Annotated in this window: 15 protein-coding genes and 2 pseudogenes; 10 read left to right on the forward strand and 7 right to left on the reverse strand. The window is 62.4% G+C overall.

Translation table 11 applies throughout. The features are described from left to right. Nucleotides 1-169, reverse strand: a pseudogene (locus LH128_RS02200) (IS5/IS1182 family transposase); the annotation flags it as partial. A gap of 272 nt (nucleotides 170-441) precedes the next feature. On the opposite strand from LH128_RS02200, the gene LH128_RS02205 reads away from it, so the two are divergent. After that, a complete protein-coding gene (locus LH128_RS02205) occupies nucleotides 442-1785 on the forward strand; it encodes an MFS transporter (RefSeq protein ID WP_037517221.1) in 1344 nt (447 codons plus the stop codon). On the opposite strand, the gene LH128_RS02210 is transcribed toward LH128_RS02205, so the two are convergent. The 6 genes from LH128_RS02210 to LH128_RS31185 form a co-directional block, all read right to left on the reverse strand. Then, nucleotides 1777-3027: an O-antigen ligase family protein gene (locus LH128_RS02210; RefSeq protein WP_008827941.1), complete on the reverse strand. Its 1251-nt coding sequence runs from the start codon at nucleotides 3025-3027 to the stop codon at nucleotides 1777-1779. The genes LH128_RS02205 and LH128_RS02210 overlap by 9 nt on opposite strands. Further along, a complete protein-coding gene (locus LH128_RS02215) occupies nucleotides 3024-4082 on the reverse strand; it encodes an acyltransferase family protein (protein WP_008827942.1) in 1059 nt (352 codons plus the stop codon). The genes LH128_RS02210 and LH128_RS02215 overlap by 4 nt, the downstream gene beginning before the upstream one ends. Before the next feature lie 122 nt (nucleotides 4083-4204). After that, nucleotides 4205-6877: a family 16 glycosylhydrolase gene (locus LH128_RS31180; protein WP_008827943.1), complete on the reverse strand. Its 2673-nt coding sequence runs from the start codon at nucleotides 6875-6877 to the stop codon at nucleotides 4205-4207. A gap of 150 nt (nucleotides 6878-7027) precedes the next feature. Beyond that, nucleotides 7028-8095: an acyltransferase family protein gene (locus LH128_RS02225; protein ID WP_172704887.1), complete on the reverse strand. Its 1068-nt coding sequence runs from the start codon at nucleotides 8093-8095 to the stop codon at nucleotides 7028-7030. Nucleotides 8096-8231: 136 nt separating this feature from the next. Then, entirely contained in the window at nucleotides 8232-8387 is a 156-nt protein-coding gene (locus LH128_RS33015) for a hypothetical protein (RefSeq protein WP_172704888.1), read from the reverse strand. A 65-nt stretch (nucleotides 8388-8452) separates the two neighbouring features. After that, nucleotides 8453-9316: a polysaccharide pyruvyl transferase family protein gene (locus LH128_RS31185; RefSeq protein ID WP_172704889.1), complete on the reverse strand. Its 864-nt coding sequence runs from the start codon at nucleotides 9314-9316 to the stop codon at nucleotides 8453-8455. Nucleotides 9317-9973: 657 nt separating this feature from the next. On the opposite strand from LH128_RS31185, the gene LH128_RS31190 reads away from it, so the two are divergent. The 9 genes and pseudogenes from LH128_RS31190 to LH128_RS02275 form a co-directional block, all read left to right on the forward strand. Then, the gene (locus LH128_RS31190) at nucleotides 9974-10414 is read left to right on the forward strand and encodes a hypothetical protein (RefSeq protein WP_008827946.1); all 441 of its coding nucleotides are present in this window, start codon (nucleotides 9974-9976) and stop codon (nucleotides 10412-10414) included. Between the two features lie 240 nt (nucleotides 10415-10654). After that, complete coding sequence (locus tag LH128_RS02240) at nucleotides 10655-11218, forward strand: polysaccharide biosynthesis/export family protein (protein WP_008827947.1); 564 nt, start codon at nucleotides 10655-10657, stop codon at nucleotides 11216-11218. A 132-nt stretch (nucleotides 11219-11350) separates the two neighbouring features. Continuing rightward, nucleotides 11351-12508 carry an outer membrane beta-barrel protein gene (locus LH128_RS02245; protein WP_172704890.1) on the forward strand — a complete coding sequence of 386 codons (1158 nt, stop codon included), beginning with the start codon at nucleotides 11351-11353 and terminating at the stop codon, nucleotides 12506-12508. Between the two features lie 215 nt (nucleotides 12509-12723). Beyond that, nucleotides 12724-13779 (forward strand): cell wall hydrolase, encoded by a 1056-nt coding sequence (locus LH128_RS02250; protein WP_327195026.1) that lies wholly within the window; start codon nucleotides 12724-12726, stop codon nucleotides 13777-13779. Between the two features lie 171 nt (nucleotides 13780-13950). After that, nucleotides 13951-15375: a TolC family outer membrane protein gene (locus LH128_RS02255; RefSeq protein WP_008827950.1), complete on the forward strand. Its 1425-nt coding sequence runs from the start codon at nucleotides 13951-13953 to the stop codon at nucleotides 15373-15375. A 76-nt stretch (nucleotides 15376-15451) separates the two neighbouring features. Next, nucleotides 15452-17182 carry a type I secretion system permease/ATPase gene (locus LH128_RS02260; RefSeq protein WP_008827951.1) on the forward strand — a complete coding sequence of 577 codons (1731 nt, stop codon included), beginning with the start codon at nucleotides 15452-15454 and terminating at the stop codon, nucleotides 17180-17182. Between the two features lie 4 nt (nucleotides 17183-17186). Further along, nucleotides 17187-18539, forward strand: a complete 1353-nt coding sequence (locus tag LH128_RS02265) for an HlyD family type I secretion periplasmic adaptor subunit (RefSeq protein WP_327195027.1) — start codon at nucleotides 17187-17189, stop codon at nucleotides 18537-18539. Between the two features lie 458 nt (nucleotides 18540-18997). Then, complete coding sequence (locus LH128_RS02270) at nucleotides 18998-19693, forward strand: sugar transferase (RefSeq protein ID WP_327195028.1); 696 nt, start codon at nucleotides 18998-19000, stop codon at nucleotides 19691-19693. 293 nt (nucleotides 19694-19986) lie between these two features. Continuing rightward, nucleotides 19987-20540, forward strand: a pseudogene (locus tag LH128_RS02275) (IS21 family transposase); the annotation flags it as partial.

Raw genomic sequence — 20540 nt, forward strand, 5'->3', positions numbered from 1 at the left:
CGAGTAGAGCGCCTGCAGCGAGGATCTTGAACATGAGGACCGGATCAAACGGCGGCCTGCCACCCTTGCCGCGGACACTTCGCCGCAGCGCTGCTACCAACGGGCCGCGGAAAGCCTCGAAGTCGACGACAGCCGCAAGCCGTTCAAGCCGATCACCTGCCGCGCTCAACGCCTCGTATCAGTCCGAAAGATCGAAGAAACTCGGCTGTCCCGCCATCATCGCCTCCACCCTCGTGCAAAGGCAGTGAATCACCTCAAGCCGCTAGGCGCCAGCGGTTTTTCGAGGCGGCCGGCTCTCTCCCGATACGCACCTCTTCGGCTCGCCCTAGCCATTCTAACGACTTGAGTTAATTTGAATGCGCTGCAACATATCCCCGCGCGCCGTGACGATCGGGCTTGACCCACGCACGGCCGCGTAACGGGAAATGGGATGTGGAAGCGATGCAGCACGAAGAGACAGCCGATCTGCCTTACCTGCGCAAGGTCGTGGGCGCCTCGATGGCGGGAACCGTGGTCGAATGGTACGAATTCTTCCTGTACGGAACCGCAGCCACGCTCATTTTCGGCAAGCTGTTTTTCCCGGCCACCGGCAATGATCTGGACGGCGTAATCGCGGCCTTCGCCACTTATGCGGTCGGCTTCATCGCACGCCCCCTCGGCGGCATCGTGTTCGGTCACATCGGCGACAGGATCGGGCGCAAATCGCTGCTTCAGTTCAGCCTGATGCTGATTGGCTGCTCAACATTCCTGATGGGTTGCCTCCCCACGTTCGGCGCGATCGGTTATTGGGCGCCCGTGCTTCTGGTCGTGCTGCGCTTCGTCCAAGGCTTTGCACTTGGCGGGGAGTGGGGCGGCGCGGTCCTGCTGGTGGCAGAGCACAGCCCTAATCATAGCCGCGCCTTCTGGGGCAGTTTCCCCCAGGCTGGCGTGCCCTTGGGCAACCTGCTGGCGACGATCGTTCTGCTGGTGCTGTCGGCGACATTGTCCGACGCACAGTTCCTGTCTTGGGGCTGGCGCTTCGGCTTCTGGCTCTCGGCCGTGATTGTCGGGATCGGGTATTACATTCGAACCCAGGTCTCCGATTCCCCGATCTTCGAAGCCGCCAAGGCGGAAGCCGAGGATCGGGCGCACCGGGGTTACGGGCTGGTCGAAGTGTTCCGGCGCTACCCGCGCGGCGTCTTTACCGCGATGGGCCTGCGGGTAGGCGAGAACATCCTGTACTACATGGTCGTCACGTTCTCGATCACGTATCTGGCGCATATCGGCGTCGATACGACCAAGATCCTGACACTGCTGTTCTGCGCCCATATCCTCCATGTCGTTCTGATCCCGCTGTTCGGCGCGATGGCCGACCGGATCGGGCGCAAGCCGGTGTACCTGCTGGGCGCAACGCTCACGATGGCATGGCCCTTCATCGCATTTCCGATGTTCGGCAATGCCAGTACGGCCATCGTGCTGGGAGGGATTTTCCTGGGCATGTTCGTCCATGCCCTGATGTACGCACCGCAGCCCGCGATCATGGCCGAGATGTTCCCGACCCGGATGCGGTATTCCGGAGTCTCCCTCGGATATCAGGTAACCGCGATCTTCGCCGGGTCCTGGGCTCCCTTGATCGGCACCAGCCTGCTGCGTGAATATGACGACTGGCTTCCCATCGCGTTCTATGTCGCGGGAGCCGGAGCGATCAGCCTGATCTCCGCGCTCGTCATGACCGAAAGCAAGGGCGTGTCGCTGCTGGCCATCGACCGCGAAGACGAGCGCCGTCTGGGGACGACTTCAGGCTGATTCCGGCGCCCGGGCGGCAGGAAACCAGCCGAAGCCAAGCGCCGCAAAGAGCATCACCGTAGGCGCGACCAGAGCGGCCGGACGAATGGGCTCGACGGGAGATTTGCTCAGTTCCATCGTCAGATAGGCGAGCCAGAAGCACGTCGGCAGTGAACGTGTCAGCACGAACCGCCGCAACAGCGCAAGCGTCCCGGCGAGCCACGTCCCGACAAGCACCGCCAGCCCCAGATATCCTGTCTCCACGATGGTCTGGATATAACTGTTATGGAAGGAAAAGGCGGTTCCTTCCTGGCGAATGTCGAAATGTCGCCAGAGCCCGACCGCATCCGGGTTCGTCGGGGTCCAGAAACCGAAGTAGCCGGTCCCGAGCCAGGGACGTTCAGCTATGATGAACTGGGCACGATACCACAGGTAACCCCGCCCGGTGAGCCCGGCATCCTTCGATGACATCTGCTGTACTATTTCCAGCAACTGCTCGAAGAAAATGGCCCCCAGGCACAAGCCTGCAACCAGCACGGCGGCAGCACCCGCCTTGAGAGCCAACGATCGCATGCGCAATGCCAGAAGCAGCACCAGTAGTGCGCCGCCCAATGCCAGCGAGGCCACGGCACCGGCAGATCGCGCCTGCTCGGTCGCGAGGATGCAAACCACGGCTATGCCTGCAAGACCGGCCGCCCATCCGAATGCCCGCCTCTCCAGGCTTGCCGCGAGCATGGCCACCGCCAGAAGTGCCCCCGTGGCGGCGCTGTCGGCAAAGTAGTTCTTCGCTTCTCCGCCAAGGCCGAACAGTGCCGGAGCCTCGGTCACGCCGTCCGGCCGCGTATGTCCGACAAGGAACGAAATCACGGTATAGCCCGCAAAGGCACAGAAAAGCCCTGCCAGCACCGCCCTCGGGCGAACAGCCTGCGACAGCAGCAGGCCCGCAAACGCGGTCACCGCCATCTGCACCGCCGCTCTGCCCGTCACCAGAGGCTGAACCGCCCATGCGATCGAGACCAGCGCGACGATGGGATAGGCCAGTTGCCACCGGCATCGCAGTAGGGCTTCGCGGCACTGATCGATCCTCAGCGCTGCATACAGGCACATCAGCGCCAACCCCGCCGCCGCCCCCGCCGTGCCCAGATTGGCGGGTATACGCGCCAGCACGATGAGCGCCGCGAAGGCGCCGTCCTGCACCGCCCTGTCGGAAAGAAACTGCGATATACGGCTCGGCGGGAGCATCACGGCCATGGTGGCGCTCATCGCCAGACTCCGGACTTCAGGAGCGGCGTTTTCGGCGTGCCGGTGAGCATGGGTTGCAGCAGGCGATCAAGCGGACGCTCCAGATGCCTGTGAATGAAGATTCCTGCCGCGACGGCGCTCCCCAGAGCCGCGGCCATCAGCAGCGGCGCGGTGCCCGGCTGCAGGATGCCGGCCCTTTCCGCAGCGATCGTCCACCCCTGCGTCACGAAAGGATGAGTCAGGTACAGGGCATAGCTGGCATCACCCGTCACCTGAAGCGGCTGCCATGTCAGGACGATACCCCCTTTCTCGGCAATCAGCGCGGCCAGCACGACCGCGCAAGCCGGCAGCAGCGACATCGGCCAGCCGCCCGGCAGCGGCCATCGCGCCGCAAGCAGCAGCGCCGCCAACGCAGGCAAGCTCGCCGCAGCCGCCAGCCGCGCCGCCGCCCGTGATGCCGGAAGATGAGGGTGGAGCCAGCCGAGGATCATTCCCGCCGCGAATTCGACCAGCATCGGCTGCGTCAGGAACCGCAGTTCAGGGCCAAGTTGGGGGCGCATAAGCATGCCAAGCACCACGGCGAGAACGAGCAACCCGGCGCCCATAAAGACTCGCCGGGTCACATCCTTCACTGTCAGGGTTCCGGCGAAGACGAGATAGAAAGCCATCTCCAGATTGAGCGACCAGCCCACGAAGAGGATCGGCCGCACCGTCCCGTCGGCACGCTCGCCCGGCAGAAAGGCGAGAGATCGCAGCAGCGCCGTCCAATTTCCCTGCGTCGCCCCCAGCAGCGACGGCGAAGCCAGCGCCACGACGAAGACCGCAATGGTAAGCGTCCAGTAGAGCGGCGCAATGCGCGCCAGCCGACCAAGCATGAACGCGGCCGGAGATACGCGCCTGCGCGAAGTCGTATGGACCATGATGAAGCCGCTGATGACGAAGAACAGGTCCACGCCCACAGCGAAGAGATCGAACAGACTGCGCTGCAGGCCAAGCGCTGCCCCCAGCACCTCCAGATGCACGAGAACGACGAGCAGCGCCGCTATCGCCCGCAAAGCCTGAATATTGAGAAACATGCGCCAGACGCCTCGAAGCCGAAGTACGAAACGTACCTCGGCTTCGATACATGCCCCCGGCCTGGCGGTCGACGCCGCCACCCGAGAGACTACTTCATTTTGGAGCTACTTCCTTGCAGCGATCACGCGAGCAAGCCGATTGTGCTGCTGTATTCGCTGTTGCTCATGAACGCGATGTCCGACAGGCCGAACTGCGCATCGCCCATCAGCGTGATCTTGTCCGCACCGATGGAAACCACGGTCGAGTTGGCGGTATGGCTGATCGAGACCGCGCTCGCATTCACGTTGACCAGGACCAGCTTGTCGATGCCATGCTGGAAGTCGGTCACCGTGTCCTTGCCATAACCGGCTGCGAACACGAAGATGTCCGCCCCTGCGCCGCCCGTCAGCGTATCGTTGCCGGCACCGCCGTTCAGAACGTCGTTGCCCGCACCGCCGTCGAGCATGTCGTCGCCGGCCCAGCCGAACAGCTTGTTCGCCGCTTCGTTGCCGTAGATCTTGTTGGACAGCGCATTGCCGGCGCCGTTGAGCGCGGCCGTGCCCGTAAGACGCAGAGTCTCGACGTTCGCGGGCAGCGTGTAGCTGACCGACGACAGCACGGTATCGGTGCCTTCATTGGCCAGTTCGATCACGCGGTCCCCCGCAGCATCGACGACGTAGATGTCATCGCCCTTGCCGCCGATGAGCGTATCGTTGCCGGCCCCGCCATCGAGATAGTCGTTGCCGCCAAACCCCGTCAGCACGTTGTTGCCGCTGTTGCCGATCATGCGGTTGGCGTCGGCGTTTCCGCTGCCGTTGATGTTGGCGGTGCCGTCCAGCCGCAGGTTCTCCAAGTTGGCGGACAGCGTGTAGGTCACCGAACTGAGCACCAGGTCCGAACCTTCGTTGGCGAATTCGACGATCTTCACCGCCGCATTGTCGACGCGGTAGATGTCGTCCCCGGTGCCGCCCTGCAAAACGTCGGCGCCGCCCGCTCCGTCGAGGTAGTCGTTGCCGGCCATACCTTTCAGCAGGTTGGCAGCGCTGTTGCCAATCAGGCGGTTGTCTAGTGCATTGCCGGTGCCGGTGAGCGCCTGGTCGCCGGTCAGCGTCAGGTTTTCGACATTGGCGCCAAGGATGTAGGTGTCGCTGGCGAACACGGTGTCGATCCCGCCGCCTACGGCCTCGATGACCTTGTCCAGCCTGGAACTGACGCGGAACGTGTCGTTGCCCGAAGTGCCGGTATAGACTTTGCCCGTCGTCGTGCCGGTCGAGGTCGAAGGCGTCGTCGGCGTGGGGGGCGGCGTCGGGGTGATCACGGGCGCGGTCACCACCGGGTCCGTGCTGACGGGCACAGTCGAACCGTTGGACGTATAGACGACATGCTTGCCGTTGCTCGTCGTCGAGACGGTATCGGCGGTCCGATAGGCGCGGATGTAGTCGATCTTCATCTCGCCGGTCGGCGTGCTCGCATCGCTCGGCCCGCTCCAGCTTGCAGTGCCGCCGACCGCGAGGTTGACGAGCATGTACATCTCTTTCTGCATCGCCGCCGGAGTGGCCTGACGCGCGACTTCCATGCCGTCGATGTAGTAGACGATGCGCTCGCCGTTCCAGTCGACACCGTACGTGTGGAACTGCGTGGTATCGACCACCGCACGGTCCTGTGCTTCCATGGTCTTGCCCGGCGTGCTGGTGCCGTGCGTGGTCATGTACAGGACGTTCGGGTCCTTGCCGTGCTGCTCGAAGATGTCGAGTTCGGGCGGCCAGGTGTTGTCGGTCGGCAGCAGCCAGAACGCCGGCCAGAAGCCGTTGCCCTCCGGCATCTTCGCGCGAATTTCGAAATAGCCGTACTGCTGCGCGAAGGTGAACTTCGAGGTCAGCAGGCCGGACGTCCAGGTATGACCGTCCATGTACTGCAGAATGTCGCTGCTTGCGCGCTCGGCGGTGATGGTCAGGACGCCATCGTCGATCGAGAACGGGTTGACGCCCAACGCCTTCTTGCCGGTGCCGCCCCAGTCCTCGTCGAAATAGAGCTGCGCTTCGGTGCGCAGGGTGCGGCTGGCAATCGAGCCCGGACCGCCGTTGCCGAATTCGGTGCGCCAGGTGCCGCCCTTCGAGTAGAGGCTGAGCGCGTTGAATTCGTCGCCGAAGGTCTGGGTGAAACCGCTGCGGTTGAGTTCGTAAGTGAAGTCGGTCGACGCCAGGCTGGTCGCCTTGACGTCGCGCAGGATCAGGTCTTCGCCATTGCCGAAATGCAGCACGGTGTCGTTGCCGACCTGCTGGGCGATCGACTGGATCTGCGCAAAGCCGGTGATCCCGTAGCCGCCGAGCTGGATCTTGTCGACGCCGGTAGCGAAGTCCAGGATCACGTCGCTGCCGTTGTGCGCCAGCACGATGAAGGTGTCCTTGCCGCCGCCGCCGAACAGCACGTCATTGCCCGCGCCGCCGTTGATCTGCTGCGCGAATTCGTTGCCGATGATGACGTTGTCGAGCGCATTGCCGCCGCCGTACCAGGCCTGGTTGCCTTCGAGGATCAGGTTTTCGACGTTTGCGCCAAGGATGTGGTAGACCGAGGAGCGGACGGTATCGATCCCCTCGCCCTGTGCCTCGAAGACTTTGTCCTTGATGGACGACACGATATACGTGTCATCGCCGGCGCCGCCGTAGTAGCTGTCCCCGCCGCCGTAGCCGCGCATGACGTCGCCTTTGTCAGTTCCCTTGAGTGTGTCGGCACCGGCAGTTCCGAAAAAGGTATTTACGGCACCCGAAGAACTGTTAAGTAGAATCCCGAATGCGTTCTTGTAGGAAAAAGTCATTATCTAAAACCCCGTCACGCAAGCGCAATTGCTCCGCCGTGTCAGGGGATTTGATATTTCAGTTATTCAAAATGCTGACATAACGACTTTGGTAAATGCATTTTAATAGATTACATTAATATAATTCTTTGTCTTTACGCGCATCGATCTTTAACTCATTGAGAAAATTCTCGCATATACTGCCTTGCGACGCTCACCGAGTTCGGCCAAGCCGAACATGAGCGTGACGGTCATCGTCGTCGCCACCAATCCTCCCGCCAGCGATCCGCGGCTACCGGGCCATGCAACCGCGATCAGCACCATGACGGGCAGATGCATGATGTAGAGCGTGAAGCTGGCGCCTGCGCAGAACCGCGCGCATCGTTCCAGCCAATGCGGCCATATCGTTCGCGAGGGCACGCAAGCCGCAAAGACGACGATCGCCATCGCCAGCAACATTGCAAGCACCAGGTAATAGCCCATGCTCGCGGCCAGCACCGCCGGCTCGCCCCATTCGAACAACGGCATGGCCGCGAACGCGCACCACTTGCGCAACGCCGCGGCCGCCAGCGCAATCACCAGTAACGCTGCGGCGCCCCACAAGGCAGGCAACCGGCAGCCTCTGCGCACCAGCGCCCATGTGGCGACCCCGATCAGCCAGAGCGGAAATGCCAGTGCGATGCGCGGCCCGCACACGAGCAGCCACAATACCGGGAATATCCACCGCCAACCGGCCCTGACGTAGAAAACCAACGCAAAACCGACGTAATACGCCGCTTCGTAGCCCAACGACCAGAACGGTGCCCCGGTGCTGATCATCGCGCGGTCGAACCAGATTTCGTTCGTGAAGGTAAGATAGCGCAGGATCGGCCACCATCCTGGAGGTGCGCCCATGGCGCCCGCATTCAGGTTGGCACTGCCTGCCGCATAAGCCTGCGGATGCAGCGAGGAGCCCACTCCATGACACACGGCCATGACCACGATGGCCAGCGGGACCACGGAATACATGCGCAGTGCGCGCGCCTTGGCGAATGCCTGCCAGTCACGCTCCCTACTTTGCGCCACGAAGGCGATGACGAAGCCGGACAGCACGAAGAAGACTGCCACGCCCTCCTTGGCGCTGTGCCCGACCATCGCGGGAAGCCCCATGCCATAGACTTCGCCGGCATGCCCCAGAAGCACCAGCAATGCTGCAAGCAGGCGCAGCAGATCGAGAAATACTGACAGGTTCCGAGTCAAGACATGCTCCATCAGCCAAAGCACGATCCGGGCATTGGCTGATGGAGCGTAGAAATCTCAGGCGATGCCGCTCAATCTGAAGTGCATCCGAAATACAGGCAATTTTCGCCTGCAGAGCAGCGGTCGCCCGTTCCCGTCAGAAACCGACCACGAGGGCGGCAATGAGGGCCCAAAGCAACAGGCTGATCGTCAGTCCGGCCAGCCATCCGCGCCACAAGATCGGGCGCGCGCCGATCGGCTCCGAAGATCGGGCGGCACGCGTGGCGTGGCGGGTTGGGGGCGGAGAGGACATGCAGCCATGCATAGACGCACAAGTGCTGTGATTGGATTAACTGCGCTCTCTGCAGCTGCCGCAATTCACGGCATTGCGATCAATGATGCCGTGCATGTCGCAACCAGACGATCCAGCCGGGCCAGCATCGCATCGCGCAGGTCGTCCCGCTTGCCTGCCCTGCTGCAATAGGGTTCGAGCCGAGCCAGTTCGTCCAGCGCGCGGGCGGTGCGTTCGCCTTCGTACCCCATCGCGCGGCGCGCAGCCGGGATCGCCTCGATCATGCGCTTTGCCTGGGCTTTCAGGAAGGGCGCCCGTGCATCGCGGGACGTTCGCTCGTTGAACTCCCGGAATGCCGCCTCCTGATCAAGCGAAAGCAGGGCGCCGAAGGGCTCAGATCGTTTGCCGAAGCGAAACAACTGGACCGGATCGGGCGGAGGCACGAGCGATATGTCCACCTGCAGGTCCAGCGAGAAGGTCCAGTCGGCCCACTTGGCCGTCGAAAAATTCCGCGACACGGCAAACCCCCGCCACGGGACGCCAAAGGCGTCGGCGATAATCGCTCCATGCAGGGATTCGGTCAGAACCAGGCGCGCACCGGCGAGAGAGCGGATTACCGTTTCCGGTGTATCGCGCGGATCTACGAGATCGAAGCCTGCCAATTGCACCGCCTCATGCCATCCCGGAAAATCCAGGGTCTCGTAATGCGGCACGACAACCACCCGGCCGCTCCGGTCCGAAACCTGAGGCCGATATCGCTCGAGCAGCGGAACGAGGATCGCACCGTCGGTCAACACCTTGTCCGCTCCCAGTCCCAGCACACGTGCCGTAACCGGCCCGCGAACACAGTGATACTCGACCTTGCACGCCTGCCACCGATCTACCCTCGTGTAGCCCGCGCCGCTCGAAAACACGTGAAGCGTTCGGCTGCCTTGCGGATCGATGCCCACGATCGTCCCTATGCCTACGAAGGCGGCCCCGGAATCCCGGCCGCGAGTGCCACCCTCGAACAACGCGGGAGCCAGCGCGGGCCAGAGTTCATCATTGAGATCGTCCCCGAAATTCGGTGCCGCCGTGCGATAGCGCAACAGCTTCACGGCGCCCACGCCGCGGCAGGTCGAGCCTTGCCATCGACGATCCGAAATCGTTCGAAGCGCAGCCGTCTGCCAAACCTTCCCGCGCCGTTCGCGACGCCCTGCTCCGCCCATCTTCGAATCGGCGCCGACATTCGCCCGATTTTGCGTGTGTCCCGCAAGAAGAGAACCATTCGCATCCGGTATGAACCGATCCTGCCACATGCCGCGAACCAGGCTGCGCCCGGCGCGGATTCATGCGCCCGTCAGCGGGCGCATTCCTCTACCTAAAATTCCATAACCCACTCGCCTTCAAAATATTAACAATCTCCATTCCGGACGTTTTACAGTACCCAAAATTCCACATCCGGACGAAGCGTCATCTTGTTTAACTAAATATTTTAAAATTATAATGAACTATCCGTAAAAACCCGTCCGTTTACATCTTGAAAAATTAACTCCCATAGCCTGCGGAACCCTTCTTACTTATACGTCATATTTATTAGGATAATTACTTACACTCAGGAGGAAGGCATGCCATTCTTTTTAGGAACTTCGGGCAGCGACCATATCGGGGGCACTGACGGCAATGACGCCCTCGCTGGTGGCAAGGGGGTGGACTATCTGTACGGCGGGGCAGGCAACGATGCCTTCGTGATCCGTCTCTCGGACATGGATCCCTCACTTTCCGGGGCATCGTCCCTGGCCGGACGGTCACAGGACTTCATCTACGATTTTTACGGGGCCGGCGTATACGAAGAAGGAAACAACGACTTCCTGTACCTTGACGGGTTCGGCGTCGGCTCCACGATCACCTTCGTCGGCTATGGCCAGAACAGCAGCAGCCCCGGCGGCGACGTTCACGCCCAGTATTACTCGATCCACAGCACGATCACCGGCCTGGATTACGTCATCGCCATCGGCTCGATGAATGGCAATCAACTCGTCCTCGGCGATTACAACTTCTACAACTGACGGTTCCGCCCCGGCAGCCCAGAGGCGACGAAGGGCCCCCCCTTCGTCCGCTTGCCCCTTTCCCGCAACGGTCCGCGCCCATGCGCGGCATGTGGGAACGGAATGCGATGCGAAACTGATCGCTACCGGATCAATCACTGGAGAATTGCGTCGTTATTGAACGGTTCTTCCTTTGAAGTTCCGCCCTGCGCTGCGCCAGATTGCCGGGCGAACAATCAGATCACGACTTCGGAAGAACCCATGCCGAAACTGACGCCCCCCTTCACGATCCTGTTTCTGTCCCTCGCGGCAAGCGGCTGCGCCGCCGGCGGCACCTTGCCCGAACTCACGCTGTCGGGCGCGGAGACCCATTACACTCTCGGCGCGGGGGACAAATTGCGCATCACTGTCTACGGTGAAGACAAGCTGACGGGCGAATACCCGGTCGATGGCGCGGGCGCGATCGCATTCCCCCTCATCGGCGCGGTTCAGGCCAAGGGACTTACGGCATCGGCGCTGGCAGACCGCGTCACCGCCGCACTCAGCAAAGGCTATATCGACAACCCCAGCGTCTCGATCGACGTATTGAATCTTCGCCCGTATTACATCCTTGGCGAGGTCAACAAGCCCGGGGAATTCCAGTTCGTCGAAGGCTTGACCGTGTACAGTGCCGTCGCCAAGGCCGAAGGCTTCACGTATCGCGCGGACGACAAGCGCATCTATATCCGCCACAAGGATGGCGCCGGGGAAATTCTCTACCGCCTGGACGGGATGACGCCGATTCAGCCCGGCGACACCATTCGCGTGCCTGAGCGGCGCTTTTGACCGATGACGACGCGAACTGCCCACCGCGCCCTTCGCATGGGCACGCGGCTTGCTACGCTGTGCTTTTCCGCAGGCTGGTGCCAGTTCGCCGGAGCGCAGACGATCGGCCCGATCATTAGAGAGCCGGAGGACGTGCCCGGACGCCGCATCATCCCCGAATATGCTCCCATCGGCTATGAGCTGGGCGGGTTCGACGTGCTGCCGTCCGTAACTTTCGGCGCTCGCGCGGACGACAATATTTTCACCCGCACCAGCGTCAAGCGCACCGACATGTCGCTCAACACGCAGCCCCATATCCGCGTCAAGCGGAAGGATCGTTTCAGCAACGTCCTGTTCGACGCTGACGCGCGCACCAGCAGCTACCTCAAACTCACTGATCAGGATGCGACGGAATACCGCCTCGAAGGCACTTACACGTACGGAACGACAGGCCCGGAATCCATGTCCGCCAATCTCGGCTATCGCCGTGAAGCGATACAACGGGGAACCGTGGAGAACGATCTCGCAGGCGGGGAGCCGCTCATGCGCAGGGTACTGCACGGCTCGTTGACGGGCCGCAAGCAATTCAATCGCCTTTCCATCGATGCGCAAGTTCTGGCGGTTCATCAGTATTATGAAGATGTACAAATCGGCTCGAAAGACATCGTGGAACAACGTTTTCGCAACGTGAAACGATACGGTGTCCATGCCCTTGCGGCATACGAGTTCAGTGGCAGGACCTCCCTGTCCGGGAATATCGAATATGACAGGTTCGACTATGCCTATTCCCCGCTCCTTGCCGATCGCGACGCATCCAGCCGGAGCCTGTCCGCCGGCCTCCGGTATGAATTGACCCGCGTACTTTATGCGCAAGTCGGCGTCGGCTATCGCCGCTACGACTTCAAGGACAAGGCCCTGGGCGCGATCAAGGGAATCGCGGTATCCGGTCACTTGCGATACTTTCCCACACGCACCCTGGCGATCCGCGGGCTTGTCGAGCAGAGCAACACGACCAGCCCCTATGACCTGGTCGGCGCCGTCACTCTCACGACGGCCCGCGTCGAAGCGGAATACGAGATGCGGCGCAATCTCTCCTGGTTCGGCGCAGTAAAGGTCTCATTGGAAGATTACGCCAGGCAGTCCTACTCCGCCCGCCGCGTAGAAGCCACGGGCGGCCCGCGCCTGCGCTTCAATCGCTGGCTGTCCGCCGATGCAAATATGGGCTTTGCGCGAAGGTTCGTGAACGGCCGAGCGCCCTTCGAACCTTATACGCAATTTTACGGCGTGATCTCGGTGACACTAAGCCGATGAGCATGGCCTGGTCGCCTCTCCACCTGAAGCCTGCGGGGGCATCGCGCCCAGGGCATGCGAAAACCGACATCGAGTCCGGATCGTCGGGAACGGTCGCGTCGATGCATATGCGCATGGCGCAGATGGCCGGCATTGGCTTGATCGTGATCGCCTCTTTCCTGTCGCTTGTGCCTGATGGGCATCGGAAGAAATCGGAAGAGCGGGCATCGGCTGCAATGCGACAACCGAGCGCACGCGAACCGGCCACGGTCCCCCCGCCCGTCGCACCGGTCACTTTCAAGCAAGTGACACATCAGGACGCCCAGGCCCTGAACCGTGTCACGCCCTTCGTCCCTCCCGGGCCTGACCGCCCGATTGCCTTTCATATCGACAAGGCGAGCGAAAGTTACGGTCGCGCCCTCGACTGCCTGGCCAGCGCCCTCCTTTACGAGGCAAGCGATACCAGAAAAGGGCAAGCCGCCGTTGCACAAGTCGTCCTGAACCGGGTCCGCCACCCTGCCTTTCCCCATTCCGTATGCGGCGTTATCTATCAGGGTTCGGAGCGCACCAGCGGATGCCAGTTCACTTTCACATGCGATGGTGCACTCGCGCGCATTCCCACGCCTGCGATGTGGCGCCGTGCACGGGAAACCGCCGCCGCCTTCCTTGCCGGAGAAACCGATCCGGCAGTCGGCATGGCGACCCATTATCACACCGACTGGGTGCGCCCGTACTGGAGTGCGGCGCTCGACAAGGTCGCGCAAGTCGATACCCACCTGTTCTTTCGCTGGCGCGGCGGCTGGGGGCGCAGGCGTGCATTCGATGCGGTCTATACCGGCGCGGAGACGTATCAGCGCCAGCTTACGCTCATTTCCCCCGCTCACCGGACGACGACCGACAAGCCAGGCACCGCGCTTTCGACGGCAACTGAGAACGATACGCAGCCCGATCCCGCAGGCGGCACCATGCTGACGTTGCAGGAAGGCGATCATTTCATCCTTGTCGACGGCGGCGGAGACGGAACCAGACTCGCCATGCAAGGCCTGGGCGAATGCACGGGTCAGGCCTACTGCAAGGTCGTCGGATGGGACCGCCATTCCCTGACTTACGGATCGCCCAACAGACCGATCATTCACACAGTCGCTTTTCTCTACGTCAGCGACAAGCGAACCGGCGTGGAAATCGTGCTGTGGGATTGCACACGTTTCAATCGGCCATCCGACAGCCAGTGCCTATCGGCGCAAAACCGCCGCTGGATCACTTTCAAGGGCGACTTTTCGCATGCATCGTGAAGCGGGTGCGCAATCACCAATCGCAAACCGCCGGAACTACGGATCAATCCGGAAGGCAGCGGCAGCACCATATTCACCATGTGGTTGCAGGACGGGTCACTGGACATGAGCGGACCGACCATGCGACCTTTCCGGTGCCGGAAGTATTGGGCCTTGCTGAGCATAACGGCGATGATCGCCGCCGCTCGCCCGGCCTTGGCCGAAACCCTGGGCGAGGCGATCGCCGATGCCTACCGGCACAATCCCGGCGTGGAAGCAAGCCGCGCCGGCACCCGTGCCGCGAAGGAGCGAGTGCAGCAAGCCAGAGCCCAGTTCGGACCCAGCATCTCCGCCGACGCAAACTACGTATACGGCTGGCGGCGCGTAATCCAGAACGGGCTCACCGCATTGAAACAGTCCGGCTTCACACCCCAGTTGTCGGCATCGATCGACCAGCCACTGTTCACGTTCGGCCGCCTGACCGCACAGCGAAGGATCGCCGATGCCGGTTACAGCGCATCGATCGCGGACATGCACTCTGCCGAGCAGGACATGCTGGCGAATGTCGTCATCGCCTATGCCGCCGTCCTGCGCGATGAGAAACTCGTCGAGATCGCCCGTGCGAACCTGTCCCAGCTTACCGAGCAGCTCGATCAGATCAACGCCCGCTATTCCGCACGCTACGCCACGGAAACGGATCTGCAGCAGACGCGCAACCGCATCTTCAGCGGACAGGCTCAACTCGAATTGGCGCAAGGCAGCCTACTGGCCAGCCGCAACGGCTTTCGTAATGTCGTCGGACATTATCCGGACGCGCTGGCGCGACTCCCCCAACTCCCGCCATTGCCCCCCACCGTGGAAGACGCGCAAGCCCTGGGCGCCATGTCGAGCCCTCTGCTGGAATCTGCGCGTTTCGACCTCGCCGCCGCTCAGGGCCGTATCGCGCCGGCCCGTGGCAACGCGCGCCCGTACATCGGCCTGCAGGCGAGTGTGGCGCGCTCCCCCCTGACGATAGAGAGCGACGATCCGCATGAAACGACCGCGCAAGTGCAGGTCGGCCTGACCGTTCCGCTCTATTCCGCCGGCCTGCTTTCGGCGCGTATCCGCGAGGCGCGGCAACTTGCGGACGCGGCCAGCCAGCAGCTGGAACAGACCTCTCGCGACGTGAGGAAAAACATCGCGAGCTATTGGGATCAACTGGCGGCGGCCCGGCGCGCACTGCCTGCCTACAATCGCGCCGTAACGGCGGCGCAGGGCGCCCTCGATGGGGCCACGCAGCAACAACTCGCCGGGCAGGTCACCTCGCTGGACGTGCTGGATACCGCGCGCGACCTTCTGGTTTCCCGTCAGGCACAGGCGCAATCCGAAGCCCAGATCTATGTCCAGCATGCCTTGTTGCTGGGGGCGATGGGCCAGTTGCGCGCCGATGCCTTCGCTACCGACACGCCTCCGTTCGATCCATCGGTCTACCGCCCGGCGCCATGGACCGGGCTGCCGAGCGCTCCGCTAATCCAGGCCATCGATGCTGCGGGCTACGATCAGCGCTTCACGCCCGCTCCGGTCAGTGTCGAAAGCGATGCCGAGCCCGGCCACGACATGGCCCCGGACGCGCAATGACCCCGCCACCCTCACCGGCCCCTTCGCAGAACCCATGGCCGAAGCTGCCGGGATGCACCTTCACAGGACACTTCGCATGAACCCCAATCGCGATACGGTCTTCGGCGAAGTGCGCGCAATGCTTCAGGCAATCCTGCCGGTACTCTGGCCGATCCTGATATTCAGCGCCGTGTTCAACGTGCTGCTCCTGTCCGGCTCGTTCTTCATGCTGCTGGTCTACGACGATGTGCTCGCCAGTCGCAGCGGCGCCACGCTGGCCGGCCTGCTGCTGATGGTGACGATCGCCTATGTGTTCCAGGGCGCGGTCGATGTGATCCGGTCACGCGTGCTGCTGCATTCGGGTGCGCAAGCCGATCAGAAGCTCTGCGATCGCCTCTACGACATCGTCAGCCGCTACGAGCAGGAAGTCGGCCCCATGCCTTCGGGCGCAGCGCCGGTCAGAGATCTCGACGTCGTTCGCGGATACATCACCGGGCCGGGACCGCTTGCCCTGCTGGACCTGCCTTATGTGATCATGTTCCTGGTGATCCTCACGCTGTTTCACTGGGCGCTCGGCCTGGCGACGCTGGCAGGCGTGCTGATCATGATCGCCCTGATGGTACTGGGCGATCGCCGCACACGCACGCCCGCCCTGCAGGCAGCCGCCGTCGCCGCCGCACGGTTCACCATGGCCGAGGATGTGCGCCGCAACGGCGAGGTCCTGCGCGTTCTGGGCATGGGCGCAAGACGGCGCGCCAGTTGGGACGCGGTAAGCCTGAACCTGATCGCCGCGCATGACGAACTGGCCGGGGTTTCCGGCCGGACCCAGGTGATAGGCAAGGCCTTCCGCCTGTTCCTCCAGTCTTTCGTCCTGGCCGTAGGGGCATTCCTGGTCATCGACAACGATGCGACCGGCGGGGTCATCATCGCCGGATCGATCCTGAGCGCGCGCGCCCTGATGCCCGTCGAACAGACCATCGGCCAATGGAAGCCCATGACGGAAGCGGGTCAGGCTTGGCGGCGACTTTCCGCTCTTCTGGACCGGGTGCCGCCCGTTGAACCTCCGATGCCGCTCCCGAGGCCCCATGTCGGCATCGAGGTGCAAGGCGTGGTCTGCGGCCCGCCCGGCCGCCAGAAGATAACCGTAGCCAATGTTTCCTTCCGGCTGTCCGCGGGCGAGGCTTTGGCCGTCATCGGCCACAGCGGTTCGGGGAAATCCTCGCTGATGCGTGCCATGACCGGTGCCTGGCCCTTGCTCAGAGGGGCGGTGCGCCTCGATGGCGCGTCGCTGGACCAATGGGACCCGGTGCAGATCGGCCGCGACATCGGCTACGTGCCGCAGGCCATCGAACTGTTCGAAGGTAGCATCGCGCAGAACATCGCCCGCTTCGACCCGCAGGCCGCTCCCGAGGCGATCATCGCGGCGGCGCGGGCCGCCGATGTGCACGACATGATCGTGGCCCTGCCTGGCGGTTACGAATATCCCATCGGCGGCCCGACCGGCGGCGGATTGTCAGGAGGGCAGAAGCAACGCATCGCGCTCGCCCGCGCGCTTTACGGCGATCCGTTCCTGATCGTCTTGGACGAGCCCAACTCCAATCTCGACGCGGCGGGCGAAGATGCCCTCCTCGCCGCCATTGCCGCCGCCAAGCAGCGCGGCGCGCTGGTCATCATCGTCGGGCACCGACCCACGGTGTTCGCGCAAGTCGATCACATCATGATCATGGCGGACGGTCAGGTCCTCCAGATGGGCGAGCGGGCGGAAATGCTCAAACGCATCAACTTCAGCCCGGCGCCCTCGCGCACTCCCGAACCTCCTGTCGAGTAGAGCCGTGTCCAGCGAAATCATCATACCTCCTCCCGCCCTTTCCCGTTCCGCAAGCGCAACGGGCTATGAACCTGCACGCAGTCTGCAAAACGAGGTTCGCACCGGACTGTTGCTGTGCGGCGCCCTGGTGTTCGGGCTTGGCGGGCTCGCGGCATTCCTGCCGATGACAGGGGCGGTCATCGGTCCCGGCGAGGTCACCATGTCAAGCCACGTCAAGGAAATCGGGCACCCTGCCGGGGGGGTCGTCGCCGATATCATGGTGCGTGACGGAGATCATGTTTCCAAGGGCCAGCCGCTGATACGCCTGGATTCCAGGGTCAGCGGCGCCGCGGCCACCTATACCGGCGAGAACGTCGATCAACTGCTGGCCCGCGCAGCGCGGCTGACCGCCGAGCGCGACAACGGCGCTGACGTAGCGTTCCCGGCCGAACTCAGGGCCCGCGCGAACGATCCCAACGTGGCGGCACTGATGGAACAGGAGCGCCGGACGTTCAGCCTTCGCCGTGATGCCCGCCGCTCCATGACAGCTCAACTCGGCCAGCGGATCAACCAGACTGCGGCCGATATGGCCAGTTCCCGTACCAAGGCGCAAAGCTATGCCGAACAGGCGACTCTCATCAACGACGAACTGGATGCTACGCGCAGGCTCTATGAAAAGCGCTACACGACGCTTGACCGGCTGAACGCACTTGAGCGGTCGGCATCGGGGCTCACCGCCGAAGCGCATGGCGCGCGCGAGGCGGCCATATCCGGGGCCGCCCGGATCGGCGAACTGCGTTTGCAGATGGGCTCGGTGCAGGCGGACGCGCGAAGCAGCGCCGCCGCCGAATTGATGGACGTGCTCGCCCGGATCAGCGAGCTGCGACGGGCGCAAGTAGCCGCCGACGACAATTATGCGCGGGCCATCATCCGCGCCCCGCAGTCGGGCACGGTCGACAAGCTGGCGTTCCGAACGGTGGGCGGCGTGGTCCCCGCCGGGCAGACCATCCTGGAACTGGTCCCCGACGACGACCGCATGATAGTTGAGGCAACGGTTTCGCCGGTGGACATCGACCAGGTTCACGTCGGCCAAAAGGCGATCTTGCGCTTCAGCGCCTTTTCAGCCCGCACGACGCCCGAATTGAACGGCATCGTCACGCACGTCTCCGCCGATCGAACCGACGACAAGACGACACGCAGCGCTTTCTACCGCGTCACGGTTGCCCTGGACAAGGGCGAGATCGCCAGGCTCGGACAGTTGCGCCTGCGTCCAGGGATGCCGGCGGAAACTTTTATCCAGACCGGCCGCCGGACGATGCTCAGCTACATCTTGAAACCATTGGCCGACCAGCTGGAACGGGCATTTCGCGAAGGCTAACCGGGCATCTTTGCCGCAGCATTTGGCCGCTATGATTCGCCGAGAGCGGATAATCAACGATTGTAGCGCGGCAATAGGCGGCCGGTCGGATGCAATGGACGGAAATGTCTGATCCGGTTTGAAGGATTAAATTTCTGCAGCATCCACATCGGAGTAAAAACCCGATGGTCGAAAAACCGGGAATTGGCGACTTTAGGCGAACCCCGGCACTCTGAGCAGAATTAATACATTGCAATCGGACCATTCGATGATGCCGCAGTGCAGCGTAGTATTATTGACGGGACCTTAACTTCTATTACCATGCCATCAACCAATGTGTGGCAGTCTCTAAGCCGCTTTCACTATTTCAGGGTGGATCGATGGAAGCTCTCTCGAATCATTTCGAAGACACGGCGCGGGCGAATTGCGCCCCATCTTTCACCGTATATGCCAATCCCGTCGGATCGGATGCGCACCGCATGGGCGCGGCGGCAATGATGGGCGATAGCCCGTCGGTCGCACGATCCGCCCAGCCAGCGCCGGGCAATTCAAACGAAGAAAAGGCGCTGTCCATCGTCGGGCGCATCTTCGATATCCTCGTGGCTTTCACCGCCATCCTCATCTTTCTCCCGTTTCTGATCCTGGCTGCGCTGGCGATTAAGCTGTCCGCCCCGGGGCCGGTCCTGTTCGTGCAATATCGCGTCGGCCGGGACGGCAAGCTGTTCCCCTGCCTCAAGTTCCGTTCGATGGTCGTGAATGCGCAGGCAGTGCTGAACGACTTGCTTGCATCCTCGCCCGAAGCGCGGGCGGAATGGCAGCGCGACCAGAAACTGCGCAGCGATCCCCGCATAACCCCGGTCGGCGCGATCCTGCGCAAGAGCAGCCTCGACGAACTGCCACAACTCTTCAACATCCTTGTCGGACACATGAGCATCGTGGGACCACGGCCGATCATCGAGGCGGAGATTCAGCGGTACGGCAGCCGGTTCGGCGCCTATTGTTCGGTCCGCCCCGGACTTACCGGCTTGTGGCAAGTCAGCGGCCGGAATGAAGTATCCTATGAGGCACGGGTGCGCCTCGATGCACTCTATGCCCTGCGCAAGTCGACGCTCTATGATCTTGCCATCTGCTTTCGTACCGTGCCCGCCGTCATCGCCTCACGAGGGGTCTATTGAAACGCACTCGCGGAATAAATTCGCGACAGTCGGCGCTTCCCGTTTCGGCTCTGCTTTCACCACGTAGCCATGGTTTCGATTATTTCATGCACCATTTTCCAGAACGGCAAACAATGCCTTCAAGTTTGCTTTCATAGATCTTGTAAATTTCGATTCCAGAGCGACACGTCGCGGCGAGGTCCTGCTTTTCGATGAGAACACCGGGAATAAAAGGGGCCAGGGATCGGACCGGAGCACCGGGATAGAAAAGGGCCAGTCCTGTTAGACCTTCGCTTTTGTGCGGAGGTGGAAGGATGAAGAGAGTGGAGCTTTATCAGAAGGTCCGCCGCGCCGTACTGATTGACGGGATGAGCCGTCGCGCTGCCGCCCGGTATTTCGGGATCGACCGCAAGACTATCGACAAGATGCTGTGCTTTGCGGAGCCGGCTCCACATGGCCGAAGTGGTCGCACCTACGGTCGTAAGCTGGCCGGATTTACGGACATTATCGACAAGATCCTGGAGGATGATCGCACGGTCCATAGCAAACAGCGGCACACTGCTGCCCGTATCTTCGAGCGGCTGCGCGATGAGCATGGCTTCACCGGCGGCATAACGATTGTTCGCGATTATGTGGCCGGTGCCAAGCTGCGCAGTCGCGAGGTATTTATCCCGCTGAGCCACAAGCCGGGCCACGCTCAGGTGGACTTTGGCGAGGCCGACGGGATCATCGATGGCAAGCTGGTTCGGTTTCACTATTTCTGCATGGACCTGCCGCATAGTGATGCGCCGTTTTTCAAAGCCTATCCTGCCGAGGTCGCGGAGGCTTTTTGCGAAGGCCATGTTGCGGCTTTCGCCTTCTTCGGCGG

The sequence above is a fragment of the Sphingomonas sp. LH128 genome, from assembly GCF_000293195.2.
In the GTDB taxonomy this organism is placed as follows: domain Bacteria; phylum Pseudomonadota; class Alphaproteobacteria; order Sphingomonadales; family Sphingomonadaceae; genus Novosphingobium; species Novosphingobium resinovorum_A.

Bases quoted from the DNA above. Each gene is read 5' to 3' on its own strand.
- LH128_RS02205 (WP_037517221.1), top strand. From the start codon at position 442: ATGCAGCACGAAGAGACAGCCGATCTGCCTTACCTGCGCAAGGTCGTG.
- LH128_RS02210 (WP_008827941.1), bottom strand. From the start codon at position 3,027: ATGAGCGCCACCATGGCCGTGATGCTCCCGCCGAGCCGTATATCGCAG.
- LH128_RS02215 (WP_008827942.1), bottom strand. From the start codon at position 4,082: ATGTTTCTCAATATTCAGGCTTTGCGGGCGATAGCGGCGCTGCTCGTC.
- LH128_RS31180 (WP_008827943.1), bottom strand. From the start codon at position 6,877: ATGACTTTTTCCTACAAGAACGCATTCGGGATTCTACTTAACAGTTCT.
- LH128_RS33015 (WP_172704888.1), bottom strand. From the start codon at position 8,387: ATGTCCTCTCCGCCCCCAACCCGCCACGCCACGCGTGCCGCCCGATCT.
- LH128_RS31190 (WP_008827946.1), top strand. From the start codon at position 9,974: ATGCCATTCTTTTTAGGAACTTCGGGCAGCGACCATATCGGGGGCACT.
- LH128_RS02240 (WP_008827947.1), top strand. From the start codon at position 10,655: ATGCCGAAACTGACGCCCCCCTTCACGATCCTGTTTCTGTCCCTCGCG.
- LH128_RS02250 (WP_327195026.1), top strand. From the start codon at position 12,724: ATGCGACAACCGAGCGCACGCGAACCGGCCACGGTCCCCCCGCCCGTC.
- LH128_RS02255 (WP_008827950.1), top strand. From the start codon at position 13,951: ATGATCGCCGCCGCTCGCCCGGCCTTGGCCGAAACCCTGGGCGAGGCG.
- LH128_RS02260 (WP_008827951.1), top strand. From the start codon at position 15,452: ATGAACCCCAATCGCGATACGGTCTTCGGCGAAGTGCGCGCAATGCTT.
- LH128_RS02270 (WP_327195028.1), top strand. From the start codon at position 18,998: ATGGGCGCGGCGGCAATGATGGGCGATAGCCCGTCGGTCGCACGATCC.